The organism is [Zimmermannella] alba NBRC 15616 (assembly GCF_001570905.1).
Lineage (GTDB): Bacteria > Actinomycetota > Actinomycetes > Actinomycetales > Microbacteriaceae > Pseudoclavibacter > Pseudoclavibacter albus.
In genome coordinates this window covers 1-14,748 of record NZ_BCSO01000003.1, presented here as the reverse complement: position 1 = coordinate 14,748, position 14,748 = coordinate 1, and the positions used below count along the sequence as shown (strand labels likewise).

Below are 14,748 nucleotides of genomic sequence, written 5' to 3'. Positions count from 1 at the left end.
CGCCACGCGAAAACATCCCGTCACCGCTTCGTGTGAGAATCCAGGCATGGCCGCACTCACTGCACGACGAGACCACGCAGCAGGGCTCCGCGCACCCATCGCGGTCATTGGCGAAGCCGTCATCGAAGAGTTCAAGGCTCGGCACGCGAACGATCGCGTCCTGCGCACGGGCGGTCCTGCGTTCCGTATTGCCCGCGAGCTTGCGCTCCTTGGCCACGCGAGTGCCCTGGTCGGGTCGCTCGGGCAAGACCACGATGCAGAACTCCTCACCGAAGCGCTCGAGGACCTCGGCGTTCGTGCCTTCTGCACGCTTCGCGAAGGTGAGGCGACGGGACGCCTCCGCCTCACGCAGAAGAAGCACCGCGTCAAGCGCAAGGTCGAGCATCCCGTCACCCAGCGCATCGGGTTCGACCAGCAGCAGCTCGACACGATCGACCACGCGCCCCTCGTGGTCGTGGCCGGCTTCGCTTTCCACGACCGCAAGCAGCACCGCGGCCTGCTCGACTCGGTCCTGCAGCCGCAGAACCGCCTCATCCTCGACGCGAAACCGCCGATCGGTGCCGAGGACGACCTCGTGCTTGTGCGGGAGCGCATCGAGCGTCACGCCTCGAGTGCCCTCCTCGTGCACCTGTCCGCATCCGACTCCGAGCTTCTTTTCGATGCGCCCGTCGATGAGGTCACGAGCTACCTGCTCGATCTCGGCGCCCGGAATGTCCTCGCCACCGAGGGCTCCCTCGGCGGTCGCTGGGTCAACCGCGAAGGCCTCGACGTGCACGAACCCGCCGCCGAGCTTGCGGGTCCCGTCATCGACACCGTGGGTGCTGGTGACCTCGTCACCGCCCTCGCCGTCGCTCAGCTCATCGAGCACCGCGAAGACCATGGCCCGGATGCTGCCGTCGACGAAGCCTGGGCCCGCAGCTTCCTGCGCCGTGCCATGCATCTCGCCGGACATCGGATCCGCGGCATCCGCCAGCCCGCCAACCCCAGCCCGGCCGCCGAGTCCTGACGCGGCGGATCCCCCTGGGGCGCGTGGCGTTGAGCCTTGCTGCCGGAGGGATCGTTACGCTTCCACCATGGCCGACACCTCGCACTCTGGAGACACCCGCGACGAGTCTGCACGGCCACAGCCCGAACGCCGTCGCCGACTCGAGACGCGTGACCTGCAAGAGGTCACCGCGCGCCGCGTCGAGCGCGCAGAACTCGTGCGTTCGATCCGTGCCAAGCAGGCACGCGAAGCCCAGGGCCCAGCCGATGCTGATGCCGAGCAGTCCGGCCCGCAGCAGGGCGTGGCCGACGTCGCCGCGCTCGACCGCGACGCCCTCCAGGCCGCCGCCGAGGCCGAGGTCGCACCCGCTGCTGAGGCAGCCGGTATCCAGCCCGCCGAAGGTGAACCCGCCGATCCGGAGCAGTGGCAACTCGTTGACGACCGCACTCCACGCGCTCAGCGCGAAACGGATTCGGATGCCGACGCGGGTGACGACGTTGAGACACGCGACGCCGCAGACGTTGACTACGACGACGAGGCAGAACACCACGAGCACGACCACGAACTCGGCGACGCGCAGACATCCGCCACCGACGAGCCGAGCGACGAGACAGCATCCCCCGCCGAACCCGCCGACCACAGCGAACCCGCCGACCCACCGACCGCACAGCTCCCGATCATCGTCGACGAGCCGACCCGCACTTCGGTCGAGGACGTCCTCTCCGGGGCCATCGAGCGCCTCAACCGCTGGCGCGAAGCCGCCGACGAAGCACAGCGCGCCGGCGAAACGGCCGTCTTCGAAGCTCGCGGCGTGCGCCAGCGCGACGCCGTCGACCCGACCCCCGAACTCGATCGAGCCCTCCAGGCACCCGGCGGAGACACCTTCCTCGCGAACCTCCTCGACGACGTCATCCGCCCCCGCGACTCTCTCGCAAGCGGCAACGGCCTCGGCGACCTGCGCGAACACTTCCCGAAGACCCTGCGCCGCAGCACCCGCCGCGCCCTGCAGCTCGGCGCCTTCGCCGGACCCGGCATCCCCTGGATCGCAGTCCGCGCACTCGCCCGCACCACACGCGGCATCTTCGGCGACGAAATCCTCGTCAACAACGATGAGCGCGACGCACAGCTCGAGGCAACCCGCAGCGAAGGCGCCCGCATCCGTATCGCCCCGCAGCACGCCACCACCCTCGGCGAAGGTGCACTCCAGGCCCGCATGGACGAGCTCGCGGACCTCGCCAAGAACCCGAACATCGACGAACTCGACATCGACGTCGACTCACTCGAACCCTTCATCGACCTCTTCGACTTCGACGGCGTCGTCGAACGCGTCGTCGCCCGCATCACCCCGATCGCACGCCTCGCCCTCAACAGCGAACACCCGGCACTCATCATGCTGCGCGTGCGCCACTCCGAGCACCTCGACCTCGGCGTGAGCGTCATCCAGCGCCTCGCCGACGTCGCCGAACTGCGCGACGTGCCGCTCGGCATCGCCATCCCCGTCGCCTTCCCCGAATCCATCGGCCTCGTCCGCCGCCTCGCGGGCATCGCCCACATGCGCCGCGAAGACCTCGGCGGCCCCCTCGTCATTGCCGTCACCCGCGACGGCGAAATCGCCCGCGAACGCATCGAAGCCGCCAACCACGGCTGGCAGCTCGCCTCCTTCACGAACGGAGAAGACATCGACGCGTCCATGGTGCGCGCCCTCGAAGAACTCCTTGCACCCGAACACCTCGGCGCCGTCCGCGCCGAAGTCGACTCCCCGCTCTGGCGTGACCACGCAATGGCCCTCGCCCTCGCAGCAGGGCGCCACCTCGGGCAGCGGCCCCGCGTCGTCGTCCCCTGGGGCGAATGCGACACCGCCATCGAACGACTCGCTGACGATGCCGACATCATCGTCCGCGCACCACTCTCGCCCGACGAGAGCCTGCGCGAAGCCGTCCCGTACCTCATCCGTCGAGTCCGAGCCCGCCGCGACGCCATCGCGTCACTCGAGCGCACGCGCATCGTCCCGCGCCGCGCAGCCGACGGCGTCCACCCCGACGACGCCCGCCTGCTCGACGCTGCCGCCCGCCGCGGCTTCATCGCCGTCGACCCCTTCCGTCGCCAAGAACGTGTGGATGCGGACGACGCCGCCACCATCACCGCAGGCATCGAACTCGACCTGTTCCCCGAGAACATGTTCGATGACGACGACGGCAGCTACGAGACGATCCGCGCCACCGGCGGCCGCGAAACTACGCCCCGCGCCGAGCACACGAGCGCCGCAGCCGCCGCTGCAGCCGCCGCACCGAGCGCACCCGCCGACGCCCTCATCGAAGACTTCGAAGACGACGCACCCGCTGCCTCCGGCTCGCGCCTCGAGACCGAGCCCTACAACCCCGCCGAATCCGGCCCCCTCCCCGGCCTCACGCAAGTGGTCCTCGGCCTTCGCCGCGGCCGCATCCTCCGCAACACCTTCCGGCACGCACCCGCAACCGACCCGACCATCGCCCGCAACCGCGAATGGGCTCGCCGCATCCAGCGCCGCATCACCCGCAGCGAACTCGGGCTCGCGGATGCCGAACTCCACCGCGTGCGCGACGCCGAACGCATCGAAACGCTCCTCGTTGACGCCCAAGCCGCAGCACAGCCGTGGGGTGTCAAGGCCGGCTGGGAACGAGCCGCCGTGCTCGAAAAGATCGCGAAGGCGCTCGAAGCAAACCGCGCCCGTCTCATCGAAGTGATCATGTCCGAACAGGGCACCCCCTTCAACGAGGTCGACCACGAAGTCAGCCGCGTCATCGACTTCGCGAACCACTCCGCCCACCTCGCCCGACAGCTCGACCGCATGCAGGGCGCCGACTTCGACCCGATCGGCGTGAGTCTCGCCGTCCCAACCGGCGTCGCCAATCTCTCAGCCGGAGCCGTCAGCGTCCTCGGTGCCCTCGCTGCCGGATCCGCCGTCATCCTGCAGCCCGAACCGCGCTTCGCGCGCGGCTACGCCGTCTTCTCGCGCGTGCTCTGGGACGCAGACCTCGACGAGAAGCTCATGCAGCTTGCTGTCTGCGACGACGACCGTTTCACCGACGAAGCCCTCTCGCGCGAACTCGTCACCGACACCCGCATCGAACGCGTCCTCCTCACCGGCGACTGGGAAGCCGCCCGAGACATGCTCCGCTGGCGACCCGAACTCCCGCTCATCGGCGGCGGCAGCGGCAAGAACACGATGATCGTCACCCCGAGCGCCGACCTCGAACAGGCCGCCATCGACATTGTGCGCAGCGCCTTCGTCGGCACCGGCCAGACGCCCGGACACCTCAGCAACGTCATCCTCGTCGGCACCCTCGCCCGCTCCGAACGGATGCTGGAACTCATCGCCGACGCCGTCGCCTCCATTCGCGTCGGCTATCCGAGCGACCCGAGCGCCCACGTCGGCCCCCTCGCGGAACCCGCAAGCGGGAGCCTCCGCTACGCCCTCACCCAGCTCGGCGAAGGCGAATCGTGGCTCGTTGAACCGCGCCAGCTCGACGACACCGGGCGCCTGTGGACCCCGGGCGTCCGCCTCGGCGTCCAGCCTGCCTCCTACACGCACACGACCGACTTCGCTGGCCCCGTGCTCGGCATCATGAGCGCCCTCACGCTCGACGAAGCCATCCGCATCCAGAACTCCACCCCGTTCGGCCTCTCAGCGGGCCTCCACTCGCGCGACCGCGCCGAGATCGGTGAATGGATCCGCCGCGTCGAAGCCGGCAACCTCTACGTCAACCGCGACCTGCTGCTCAACCAACCGCAACGGATGCCGTTCGGTGGCTGCAAGCGCTCCAACATCGGCACCCGCTACAAGTCCGGCGGCCCGAACCAGGTCATCTCGCTCGGCTCGTGGACACCAAACCACGGCGAGCAGTCGCAGACCCTCCACCTGCGCGGCCTCGACCCGCGCGCCCGCGCCCTCATCGAAACCGCACAGCAGCACATGCCGTACGAGAGCTTCGACATCGTGCGCCGCAGCGCCCTCTCCGACCAGATCGCCTGGAACGAAGAGTTCGGTGAAGCCGCGGATGTCACGAACCTTGCCTTCGAACGCAACCTCATGCGCTACGTCCCCGTGCCGGTGAGCGTGCGCGTGCAAGAGGGCGGCAAGCTCGAAGACCTCGTCCGCATCATGGTCGCTGCGCAAATCGCCCGTGCGCGCAAGATCGACCTCTCGAGCGGCATCGACATCCCCGCCGCCATCGGTGATCTGCTCCTGAAGTGGGGCGTGAAGATCCGCCTCGAAACAAACGAAGAACACCTCACCCGAATCAAGACCGACGGTGCAGATGCGCTCCGGATCCGCCTTATCGGTGGCGGTCGCGCCGCTGTGTGCGCCGCGCTCGGTGCGGATGCTGACGCCTCCGTGTGGTCGAACCCGGTCACCGCAGCCGGACGCTTGGAGTTGCTGCCGTTCCTGCGCGAACAGTCCATCTCCCTCGCCGCCCACCGCTACGGTGAACCCGAGGACATGGTCGTTGAGCTCTTCGCCCACGAAAAGCTCGTCGACCCGAACGCCCCCGCCTCCGACCCCGGCAACCCCCTCCTCGGCGAGTAGTCCGGGGCGCATCCCGTGGATCCCCTCCGGACGAAATACCGACGGATGCGTCACATACCGACGACAACGCTCGGTATTTGACGCAAGCCTCGGTATTTCCCGCGGGATGGGGCGTGCGTCGGCCGTCAGGACGCGCGACTACCCTGGTGTTATGTCAGACAGCGTTGTCACCGAACTTCAGGCCGCCCTCGGCCCCCGCCTCGACTTCGACGAGGCCGCCCTCGAAGCCTGCCGCACCGACCGATCCGGCATGTACGCTACCGGCCGCCCCCTCGTCATTGTGCGCGCCGAATCGATCGCCGACGTCCAGGCCACGCTCCGCATCGCACACGCCCACGGCACCCCCGTCGTCACGCGCGGCGCCGGCTCAGGCCTCGCAGGCGCCGCCATCGCTGGCGACGGCGAAATCGTCCTCTCCACGGAGCGGATGCGACAGATCCACGAGATCTCCGTCGACAACCAGCTCTGCGTCGTCGAACCCGGCATCCTCAACGGCGAACTCAACGCCGAACTCGCGAAGCACGGTCTCTGGTGGGCACCCGACCCCGCATCCAAAGCCATCTCGAGCGTCGGCGGCAACATCGCCATGAACGCGGGCGGCCTGCTCTGCACCAAGTACGGGGTCACGCGCGAAGCCGTCCTCGCCCTCAAGGTCGTCCTCGCCGACGGCGAACTGCTCGAAGTCGGCCACCGCACTGTGAAGGGCGTCACCGGCTACGACCTCTGCGCGCTCATGATTGGCTCCGAAGGCACTCTCGGCGTCATCGTCGAAGCAACCCTGCAACTCCGCCCGCTCGTGACCGGCGTCGTCCCCACGATCGGCTGCTACTTCCCGAGCATCGCGGATGCCGCCGCTTGCTCCGCCGAGATCACCCGCCGCGGCCTTCAGCCCGCCATCATGGAACTCCTCGACCGGCACATGCTCCGCGCCATTACGAACTACAACGGCATCGACTTCGCGAGCCGCGGCGAGGCCTACCTCCTCATCCAAACCGATGGCCATGCCGCCCTCGACGAAGCCGAATCCATCGCTGCCCTGGCCCGCGAACGTGGCGCGGACGTGGAAGTCACGACTGACCCCGAAGCCGCCGCAAGCCTCGTCGACGTGCGCCGGAACGGCTTCCTCGCGGTCGAAGCAATGGGGCAAGCGATGCTCGTGGAGGATGTCGCGGTGCCGCGCGACCGGATGGTGGAGATGTTCGACGCCCTCGACGACATCGCCGAACGCTACGGGCTCTTCATCGCCACGCCGAGCCACGCGGGCGACGGCAACCTCCATCCGACGATCGTGTTTGAGGGGAGCCTGGATGACGTCCCCGAGCACGTCTGGCAGGCGGCCTCCGAGATGTTCACGAAGGCGCTCGAACTCGGCGGCACGCTCTCCGGAGAGCACGGTATCGGGCTCCTCAAGCGCCGCTGGCTCGGCGAGGAACTCGGCATGCGTCAGTACGAACTGCAGCAGCAGATCAAGCGCCTCTTCGACCCGAAGGACATCCTCAACCCCGGCAAGGTCTTCGCCCCCGAACAGTAGCGGCACCGCCGTGCTGCGCGCCCGCGTTGAACGCGCGGAACGCTACGGGCGCGGGCTGGCGGTCAGCTGCGGGCGGTCGTCGTTGTGGCCGCCGGTGGTGCCGTTGTCGTGCGTGGAGCCGCCACCGCTGTGTGAGCCCGAACCGCCCTGCGTGTGGTTCGGCTTCGGGCTGTTGCCGCCATCCTGCTGGCTCTGGTCGTGGTCGCCGTCCTGGTCGTTCTGGCCAGGCTCAGGCGATTCGCTCGACTCGGGTGCCTCGCTCGAGGTGCCGTTGAGCTCGTCGCAGGCCTGCTGCTCGCTCTCGGTCGCCTCGCCCTCGGCACCTTCAGTGGAACACGTGACCGGCGTGGCCGTCTCGCTCGGCGCAGGCTCGTTGCCGCCGTTGAGGCCCGCGAGCGCCGTGCACCCTGCGAGCAGCGGCAGCACTGCCACGGCCGCGGTGACCGCAACGAGTCGCTCGGTCATCTTCGTCGTCTTGAGATCGATCACGCTTCCACTCCCTGGATTGCTGGATGCCTCTATCTCAACAGCCCGAGCCGAGCAGAACATCAATCGAGCGCGTGACCTTGCCTCCGTTTCTCGTCGCGTATCCGCGTCCTCGTGCGCCAGGAGCGATCACGGGCCCCGGGCGAAATCGGATGTCGGTGGTGCGGCGTAGGCTCGAAGCATCCCTGCAACGGATCGTCCGGTACGTGCCTACCGGCGGGAGAAGGAGTCCCATGGCCAGCGTCACATTCGATCGTGCGAGTCTTGTCTATGCGGGTGCTGAGCGCCCCGCGGTCGACGAGTTCTCGCTCGAGATTGCCGACGGCGAGTTCCTCGTGCTCGTTGGCCCTTCGGGGTCGGGTAAGTCCACGGTGCTGCGTATGCTCGCGGGTCTCGAAGAGATCTCGAGTGGTGAGATCCGCCTCGATGGCAAGGACGTCACGGATGTCGACCCGAAAGACCGCGACATCGCCATGGTCTTCCAGAACTATGCACTCTACCCGCACATGACGGTCGCCGAGAACATGAGCTTCGCGCTCAAGCGCAAGAAGTTCCCGAAGGATGAGATCCGCCGCCGCGTGCACGAAGCCGCCGAAATACTCGACCTGACGCCGCTCCTCGACCGCAAGCCGAAGGAGCTCTCCGGTGGCCAGCGTCAGCGCGTTGCGATGGGCCGCGCCATCGTGCGCGAACCTGCCGTGTTCTGCATGGATGAGCCGCTGTCGAACCTCGACGCAAAGCTTCGCGTGCAGACCCGCACGCAGATCGCACGTCTGCAGCGCCGCCTGGGTGCGACGACGGTCTACGTCACCCACGACCAGGTTGAGGCGATGACGATGGGCGACCGCGTCGCGGTCTTGAAGGACGGCACGCTCCAGCAGGTTGCCCCGCCACGCGAACTCTACGAGCGTCCCGCGAATGTCTTCGTCGCGGGATTTATCGGCTCACCCGCCATGAACCTCCTCCAGCTTCCTGTGACCGAGGACGCCGTGGATTTCGGCGGCCAGCGCCTGACGGTGCCTGCAATGGATGCTGCCGAGGTCACGCTCGGCATCCGCCCGGAGCATCTCGAACTCGTCACCGAGGGCGGCATCGCCCTCCGCGTCGACATGGTCGAAGCGCTCGGCGCCGACGCCCACGTGTACGGCACCGCCGAGATCGCAGGCGAGGAGCGGCAGATTGTCGCGCGCGTGAGCGGCGCGCAGCGCGTTGCCACAGGCGACGTCCTGCACCTCGCGGCCCGTGCTGACAGCATCCACTGCTTTGACGTTGCGAGCGGACTCCGCCTCGACGCCGCCACGAACGAGGTGGCCTCACCGTGACGAATCCCTACGTGCTGCCCACCATCGCGCTCCTCGCGCTCGTTGTCGTTATGTTCACGAGCGTCGAGAGCTGGCTCTGGCGCTACCGCACGGGCAGCCTCCCGCCGGTTCGTGAGCGACTTGGACGTCATCCCATGACCCACGAGCAGCGCGCTCGCGGTCTGCGCACCTTCCGCGGCTGGCTCTGGGCGGGCTGCATCCTCATCATCTCGGGCGTCGCGCTCATGTGGTGGTTCGATTCGATTGGCCTCATAGCCGACGGCTACGGGCTCATCATGGCCGTCATTGCCTCGGGCCTGCTCGCCTGGACGATCGGTGGCGGCATCGGCGTGGTCCGCGCGAACGACCCGCCCGAGGGGCCGGGACGACGGATGCCTCCACCGACGGAACGCGAGGTCATCCCGCCGCACGGCAGCGAGTGGCACTAGTCGGGCACGCTCGGTAGGGCTGTTGTGCCGGTCACGTCGAGGACTACGCTGAGCAATCATGAACGCGACCGCAGCACGTGAGCGCCACGCTTCCGAGGCGCGCGGGTTCACCGACTTCGAGATCCTGCGCACTCGCGAGGGCGACGAAATGGTCGTCCACACGCGGCTCGTCGAGGCGCCGCGCGGCACCATCCTGCTCGCGCACGGCGTCGGCGAACACGCCCGACGTTATGGGCCGCTCGCAGCGCGGCTTGCCGGCGCCGGGTTCAGTGTCATCGCGCCGGATCACCTCGGTCACGGACTCACCGCCGAACGTGGACGCGGGCTCGGCAGGGTCGGCCCGGGGACGAATTTGCGGGCGCGGCGCGCACTGAGCGATGTGGCTCGCCTCGCGCGATCCCGTGCAGAGCAGAGCCCCCTCATCCTGCTTGGTCACTCGTGGGGCTCGCTCCTCGGCCAGCAGCTGCTCAACCACTCCGGGCATCTCTTTTCTGCCGCTGTCTTCACGGGTACGACCCTGCCCGTGCCGGGCCTCATCAATCCGGGCAAGCTCAATGCCGCCTACGCCGCATGCGACGACACCGGACTTGCCTGGCTGAGCCGCGACGAGGAACAGCGTGCCCTCTTCGCCGCCGACCCCTACTGCTTCGACACGGCGAAGCAGCCCGTGTGGTCGAGCCTGCAGGCAGTGCAGCTTCTCAGCTTCCCGCGGCACCGCCTCGACCCGAACAGCCCCGGCGACCTCCCGATCCTCATCCTTGCTGGCAGCAACGACCCGCTCGGCTTCGGCGCTCGCGGCCCGAAGATGCTCGCACGTGCCCTCCGGCGCTGGAGCGGATGCTCGGACGTGACGCTCCGCATCTACCCCGAGGCCCGCCACGAAGTCTTCTTTGAGCGCAACCGCGACGAAATCACCGAGGGCCTCATCGCGTGGCTCCACGACCACTTCCCGGCCCGCTAGGGCACCCTCAACCTCATCCCCACACCATCCATTCGAGGAGAACCCCATGCACGGCGAATACAAAGTCCCCGGCGGCAAGCTCGTCGTCGTTGACCTCGACGAACAGGACGGCCGCATTGCGAACCCGCGCCTGGCTGGCGACTTCTTCCTCGACCCGGATGATGCGCTCGAGGTCATGAATGACGCCCTCAAGGGCCTCCCGATTGACAGCTCCGCTGAAGACATCGCCCGTGTCATCTCGAACGCCATCCCGGAGGGGACGACGCTCCTTGGCGTCACGCCCGAAGCGATCGGCATCGTCGTCCGCCGTGCCATTACGCGGGCGATCGACTGGCGTGAGCTCGACTTCCGCATCCTCCGCCCGGGCGTGCTCGCCCCGCGCGTGCACGTCGCCCTCGACCAGGTGCTCGCCGAACAAGTTGGCGCGGGCCGCTCGAAGCCGTTGCTGCGCTTCTGGGATTGGGATTCCTCGGCGGTCGTGCTCGGCTCCTTCCAGTCGGTGAAGAACGAGGTCGACCTCGAGGCGGCGAAGCGCCGCAATGTGGATGTCGTGCGCCGCATCACCGGCGGTGGCGCCATGTTCATGGAGGCGGGCAACGTCGTCACCTACTCGCTCGTCGTTCCGCTTGACCTCGTGCAGGGGATGTCGTTCCAGGAGTCGTACGCCTTCCTTGACGCGTGGGTGCTCGACGGTCTCCACGAGCTCGGCATCGAAGCGGTCTACCAGCCGCTCAACGACATCGCGAGCCCGAACGGCAAGATCGGTGGTGCCGCGCAGAAGCGTCTCGGCTCGGGCGCGGTGCTGCACCACGCGACCCTCAGCTACGACATTGACGCGGATGCCATGGTCGACGTGCTCCGGATCGGCCGCGAAAAGCTCTCCGACAAGGGCACGACGAGTGCGAAGAAGCGCGTGAGCCCGCTCCGCACGCAGACCGGTATGGCCCGCCAGGACATCATCGACTCGCTCACGAAGACCTTCATGTCGCAGCACGGCGGCACCTTCGACGAGCTGCGTCCGGAAGAACTCGCGCGCGCTGAAGAGCTTGCCGAGTCGAAGTTCAACTCCAAGGAATGGACCTACCGGGTGCCGTAGCCGGAATGTCTCGGGATCATGGCATGCTCGGTACGCGCAGCGAACGGTGGAGGAATCTCAAATGAGCGACGGGCAGCACACGGGCCACGGCACGGAGGGTGCGAAGGCATCCCGCGGGATCGACCCGAGCTGGGCTGACCGCTATGTCGAGCCCGATATCTACGCCGATATCGACATTGAGGGCGCCGCCCCCGCGCGTCCCGCACGCGCCGCGAGCGCTGCACCAGCATCCTCGCGTCCCGCCAGTGGTGACACTGCAGCCCTCGACGAGACGCGCGTGCTCCCGGCCGAGGCAGCGCCGGAGTCGCTCGTTGACGAGGAGGCCGCTCCCGAGCCTTCTTCAGCGGATGTCGTCCCCGCCGCTGCGCCCGCGCCCAATACAGCCCGCAGCCAGCGGGCCGCCCGCAACACTCGTCGTCGTCGCCTCATCCTCGCTGGCGTGGTGCTCCTTGTCCTCGCGGCACTCCTCGCCCTCCTCATCCCGCAGTTCTTCCGCGCACCCGAGCCGAACGGCTGGACGAACCACACCCAGCAGCCGAGCGTGGCACCCGAGGGTGCAGCGCCCGGCGAGCAGCAGGATGCTGGCGCGAATAGCGATGCAGGTGCCGAAGCTCCGGTCGATGATGGCACCCAAGCGTCGGCACCCGGCCAGCCGCTCACGCTCGACCAGACCTCGCCCGACAGCCTCACGGTGCTCGTGAACAAGCTTCACCCGCTCGAGCCCTCCACGTACGAGCCGAGCGACCTCGTCGACCTCTCCACCCTCGGCGTCTCCGCCTCCAACGGTCACCCGATGCGCAGCGAAGCCGCAACCGCGCTCGCCGAGATGTTCGCGGCAGCCCGCGCGGCCGGCTACGAACTTGACATGACGAGCGGCTACCGCCCCTACGCCACCCAGGAAGAGCTCTACAACGGCTTCGTGCGCTCGCTCGGGCAGGAGGGCGCTGACCTCACCTCGGCACGCCCCGGCTACAGCGAACACCAGACGGGTCTCGTCGCTGACATCTCCGAGATCGGCGGCACCTGCGTCCTCGACACCTGCTTCGGCGACACCGGTGCAGGAGCCTGGCTTGCGGAGCACTCTTGGGAGTACGGCTTCATCCTCCGCTACCCGAACGGGCAGACCGAGGTGACCGGATACGAGTACGAGCCGTGGCACTTCCGCTACATCGGCCGCGAGGCAGCCACCTCGTACCGCAACAACGGGGCGACGAGCTTCGAGAGCTTCCTCGGCTCAACACCGGCGCCCGACTACGCGAGCTAGCGTGAGGCCTCGCGGCCCCTCACCACTCGGTGAGGTGGGCAAACTCGGGATGCCTCCCGAGCCATATCCGCACGTAGCTGCACGCCGCCACGACCCGTTTCGGTGATGCTTCGGCGAGCGCCGTTAGTCCCTCGCGGACAAGCTGTGAGGCGACGCCCTGTCCCTGGAAGCGTGGATCGACGATCGTGTGGTCGATGACGATCGCGCCCGCATCCTCGCGGTAGCTCATAAAGCCGATCTCTTCGCCGCCGTGAATCGCGACGACGCGAGAACGCGCTGGATTGTGGGCAATCGTGATGCCGGGCTGCGAGTCCATGCGGCGACGTTAGCGGCTCTTCCTGCGGCCTGGCGCAAGGCGGGAGGCCGCGCAATGTGGTTGGCTGAAGAGGTGACGAGTGAACGACGCGCAGCATCCGGACGCCCAGCCTCCAGCACGAGTGGGCGCCGTTCGTCGCCCGTGTCGTGGATCGTGACGAGCATCCTCGCCGTCGGTGCCCTCGCGGTGTCGTGGATGGGTGTCAACCAGATTCTCCACGGAGCGCCTGCGGCCCCTCAGACCGCGCCTGCGCAGAGCGCCGCACCGAGTGAAGCGCGTCCGACGCCGACGCTCGCCGCCGATGTGGATTCCCCGGATTCACTCTCGGTCGTGGTCGGCCCGAAGCGTCCGCTCGTGCAGCTCGAATACGCACCGGATGACCTTGTCGCGCTGGCGGATGTCGGGGTCGACGCCCCCGAGGGCGCGCAGCTGCGCCGTGACACGGCAGATGCGCTCCTGCAGCTCATCGCGACCGGCTGGCACACCTACGGCTACAGCATCTCGGCGGGGAAGGCGTACGTCGCCGCGAGCGACCAGGCTGCGCTCTACGAAGAGGCCGTTGCGGCCAAGGGTGAAGCTGAAGCGAAGGCGACGGTCGGCCAGCCCGGCCACTCCGAGTACCAGACAGGTCTGCTCGTGAACGTCACGCTCGACAACAACGAATGCTCGGAAGCCGCCTGCTTCTCGGAAACGTCGCAGGGCTCGTTCATCCTCGAGCATGCCCACGAGTACGGCTTCATCGTCCGCTACCCGGCGGGCGCCGAGGCTGAGACGGGCGTCTCGGCGCAGCCCTGGGTGCTTCGTTACGTCGGCAGTGAGATGGCCGCCCAAATCAAGCAGTCCGGCAAGGCGAGCCTCGAGAGCTACCTGGGCTTGCCGCCGAGCGCGTAGCCTGAGCCTCTGCGACCAGCGGGGGAGTACCTCCATCTGCATCATGAAATGTGTCCCTTCGAGGGCACGATTCGGTTGCGAGGCGGTGTGCCCGGGGCTGGCTTCAAGCCTCATCCTGTAGGCATGAACGAGCGCAGTTGTTGTGCGCGCAATCTGGAGGTTGTTCATGAGGTCGTGTCCCACATGCGGTGCTGAGGTCCGCGAGGCACAGAAGTTCTGTGCGGAGTGCGGTTATCGACTCGTGGCGCCCAAGACTCGACTCGGTGGCCTCTCGAATGCTGCGCAGGGACGCTTCGCGGAGGGCATCCGCCTCGGCGACCGCGTGAACGAGGCCGAGCTCAGCGACTCCGGCGCCGACAACGCCGCCGATGAGCAGGCTCCCGCGCCCGTCCCAGCACGCCGCGCTACCGAGGGCTACCGTTTCAACGCCTCCACGCCGCGCACGAACGATGAGCTCGCGGATGACGACGCGCTCGCGGTGGGTGACGCCGACGACTTCTTCTCGCGCTACCGCCGCAAGGGCACTGCCGCCGAGAGCTTCGACCTCAACGGCGACCCGCACAAGGACCTGCCGCAGGAAGTCCCGATGACGCGTCGTTCGCGCCGTCGCTTCAACCCCGACCTCACGACGATTTCGCCGATGGAGCAGGCGGCTGCCCAGAACGCGGCACCGGCTGAGGAAGTGGCGCCTGCCGCCGAGTCGGTGAACCAGACCGACGCTTCGGTCGATGCGCCGAACGAACAGCGCGAGCCCGCGACCAAGCAGCTCCCGGTGCAGGATGCGGCACCCGAGCAGGCCGAGGAACGCGAGAGCGCCCCGGCTGCTCCGACCTCCACCCCTGCGCCTGCCGCCGAACCCGCAGCCGAGCCCGCAGCCCGCCGCGCGACGACGCCGGATGCT

Annotated in this window: 11 protein-coding genes and 2 pseudogenes; 11 read left to right on the top strand and 2 right to left on the bottom strand. The window is 68.1% G+C overall.

Annotated elements, in window-relative coordinates; translation table 11 throughout:
- The first annotated feature begins 46 nt into the window (after positions 1–46).
- The 3 genes from ZAL01S_RS03680 (at position 47) to ZAL01S_RS03670 (ending at position 7,083) form a co-directional block, all read left to right on the top strand.
- Entirely contained in the window at positions 47–1,006 is a 960-nt protein-coding gene (locus ZAL01S_RS03680) for a carbohydrate kinase family protein (RefSeq protein ID WP_066079944.1), read from the top strand.
- A 67-nt stretch (positions 1,007–1,073) separates the two neighbouring features.
- A complete protein-coding gene (locus ZAL01S_RS03675; protein WP_066079941.1) occupies positions 1,074–5,552 on the top strand; it encodes an aldehyde dehydrogenase family protein in 4,479 nt (1,492 codons plus the stop codon).
- A gap of 151 nt (positions 5,553–5,703) precedes the next feature.
- Entirely contained in the window at positions 5,704–7,083 is a 1,380-nt protein-coding gene (locus ZAL01S_RS03670) for an FAD-binding oxidoreductase (protein ID WP_066079938.1), read from the top strand.
- 42 nt (positions 7,084–7,125) lie between these two features.
- On the opposite strand, the gene ZAL01S_RS03665 is transcribed toward ZAL01S_RS03670, so the two are convergent.
- Positions 7,126–7,572 (bottom strand): hypothetical protein, encoded by a 447-nt coding sequence (locus ZAL01S_RS03665; RefSeq protein ID WP_066079936.1) that lies wholly within the window; start codon positions 7,570–7,572, stop codon positions 7,126–7,128.
- 230 nt (positions 7,573–7,802) lie between these two features.
- On the opposite strand from ZAL01S_RS03665, the gene ZAL01S_RS03660 reads away from it, so the two are divergent.
- The 5 genes from ZAL01S_RS03660 (at position 7,803) to ZAL01S_RS03640 (ending at position 12,640) form a co-directional block, all read left to right on the top strand.
- The gene (locus ZAL01S_RS03660) at positions 7,803–8,891 is read left to right on the top strand and encodes an ABC transporter ATP-binding protein (RefSeq protein WP_066079933.1); all 1,089 of its coding nucleotides are present in this window, start codon (positions 7,803–7,805) and stop codon (positions 8,889–8,891) included.
- The gene (locus ZAL01S_RS03655; protein WP_066079930.1) at positions 8,888–9,319 is read left to right on the top strand and encodes a hypothetical protein; all 432 of its coding nucleotides are present in this window, start codon (positions 8,888–8,890) and stop codon (positions 9,317–9,319) included. Before ZAL01S_RS03660 ends, ZAL01S_RS03655 begins: the two co-directional genes overlap by 4 nt.
- 58 nt (positions 9,320–9,377) lie before the next feature.
- Positions 9,378–10,280, top strand: a complete 903-nt coding sequence (locus ZAL01S_RS03650) for an alpha/beta hydrolase (RefSeq protein WP_066079926.1) — start codon at positions 9,378–9,380, stop codon at positions 10,278–10,280.
- A gap of 46 nt (positions 10,281–10,326) precedes the next feature.
- Positions 10,327–11,376, top strand: a complete 1,050-nt coding sequence (locus ZAL01S_RS03645; RefSeq protein ID WP_066079923.1) for a lipoate--protein ligase family protein — start codon at positions 10,327–10,329, stop codon at positions 11,374–11,376.
- A gap of 61 nt (positions 11,377–11,437) precedes the next feature.
- Positions 11,438–12,640: a M15 family metallopeptidase gene (locus ZAL01S_RS03640; RefSeq protein WP_066079920.1), complete on the top strand. Its 1,203-nt coding sequence runs from the start codon at positions 11,438–11,440 to the stop codon at positions 12,638–12,640.
- 19 nt (positions 12,641–12,659) lie between these two features.
- On the opposite strand, the gene ZAL01S_RS03635 is transcribed toward ZAL01S_RS03640, so the two are convergent.
- Positions 12,660–12,956, bottom strand: a complete 297-nt coding sequence (locus ZAL01S_RS03635) for a GNAT family N-acetyltransferase (protein WP_083523034.1) — start codon at positions 12,954–12,956, stop codon at positions 12,660–12,662.
- 72 nt (positions 12,957–13,028) lie between these two features.
- Here ZAL01S_RS03635 and ZAL01S_RS03630 point away from each other — a divergent pair, with 72 nt between their 5' ends.
- The 3 genes and pseudogenes from ZAL01S_RS03630 to ZAL01S_RS03625 all read left to right on the top strand — a co-directional run.
- Positions 13,029–13,847, top strand: a complete 819-nt coding sequence (locus ZAL01S_RS03630) for a M15 family metallopeptidase (RefSeq protein ID WP_159421570.1) — start codon at positions 13,029–13,031, stop codon at positions 13,845–13,847.
- A gap of 166 nt (positions 13,848–14,013) precedes the next feature.
- Positions 14,014–14,082: pseudogene (locus ZAL01S_RS10760) on the top strand (zinc ribbon domain-containing protein); the annotation flags it as partial.
- A gap of 6 nt (positions 14,083–14,088) precedes the next feature.
- A pseudogene (locus tag ZAL01S_RS03625) lies at positions 14,089–14,748 on the top strand (hypothetical protein); the annotation flags it as partial.

Coding starts and splice junctions, on each gene's coding strand:
- ZAL01S_RS03680 (WP_066079944.1), top strand. CDS start 47: ATGGCCGCACTCACTGCACGACGAGACCACGCAGCAGGGCTCCGCGCA.
- ZAL01S_RS03675 (WP_066079941.1), top strand. CDS start 1,074: ATGGCCGACACCTCGCACTCTGGAGACACCCGCGACGAGTCTGCACGG.
- ZAL01S_RS03670 (WP_066079938.1), top strand. CDS start 5,704: ATGTCAGACAGCGTTGTCACCGAACTTCAGGCCGCCCTCGGCCCCCGC.
- ZAL01S_RS03660 (WP_066079933.1), top strand. CDS start 7,803: ATGGCCAGCGTCACATTCGATCGTGCGAGTCTTGTCTATGCGGGTGCT.
- ZAL01S_RS03650 (WP_066079926.1), top strand. CDS start 9,378: ATGAACGCGACCGCAGCACGTGAGCGCCACGCTTCCGAGGCGCGCGGG.
- ZAL01S_RS03645 (WP_066079923.1), top strand. CDS start 10,327: ATGCACGGCGAATACAAAGTCCCCGGCGGCAAGCTCGTCGTCGTTGAC.
- ZAL01S_RS03640 (WP_066079920.1), top strand. CDS start 11,438: ATGAGCGACGGGCAGCACACGGGCCACGGCACGGAGGGTGCGAAGGCA.
- ZAL01S_RS03635 (WP_083523034.1), bottom strand. CDS start 12,956: ATGGACTCGCAGCCCGGCATCACGATTGCCCACAATCCAGCGCGTTCT.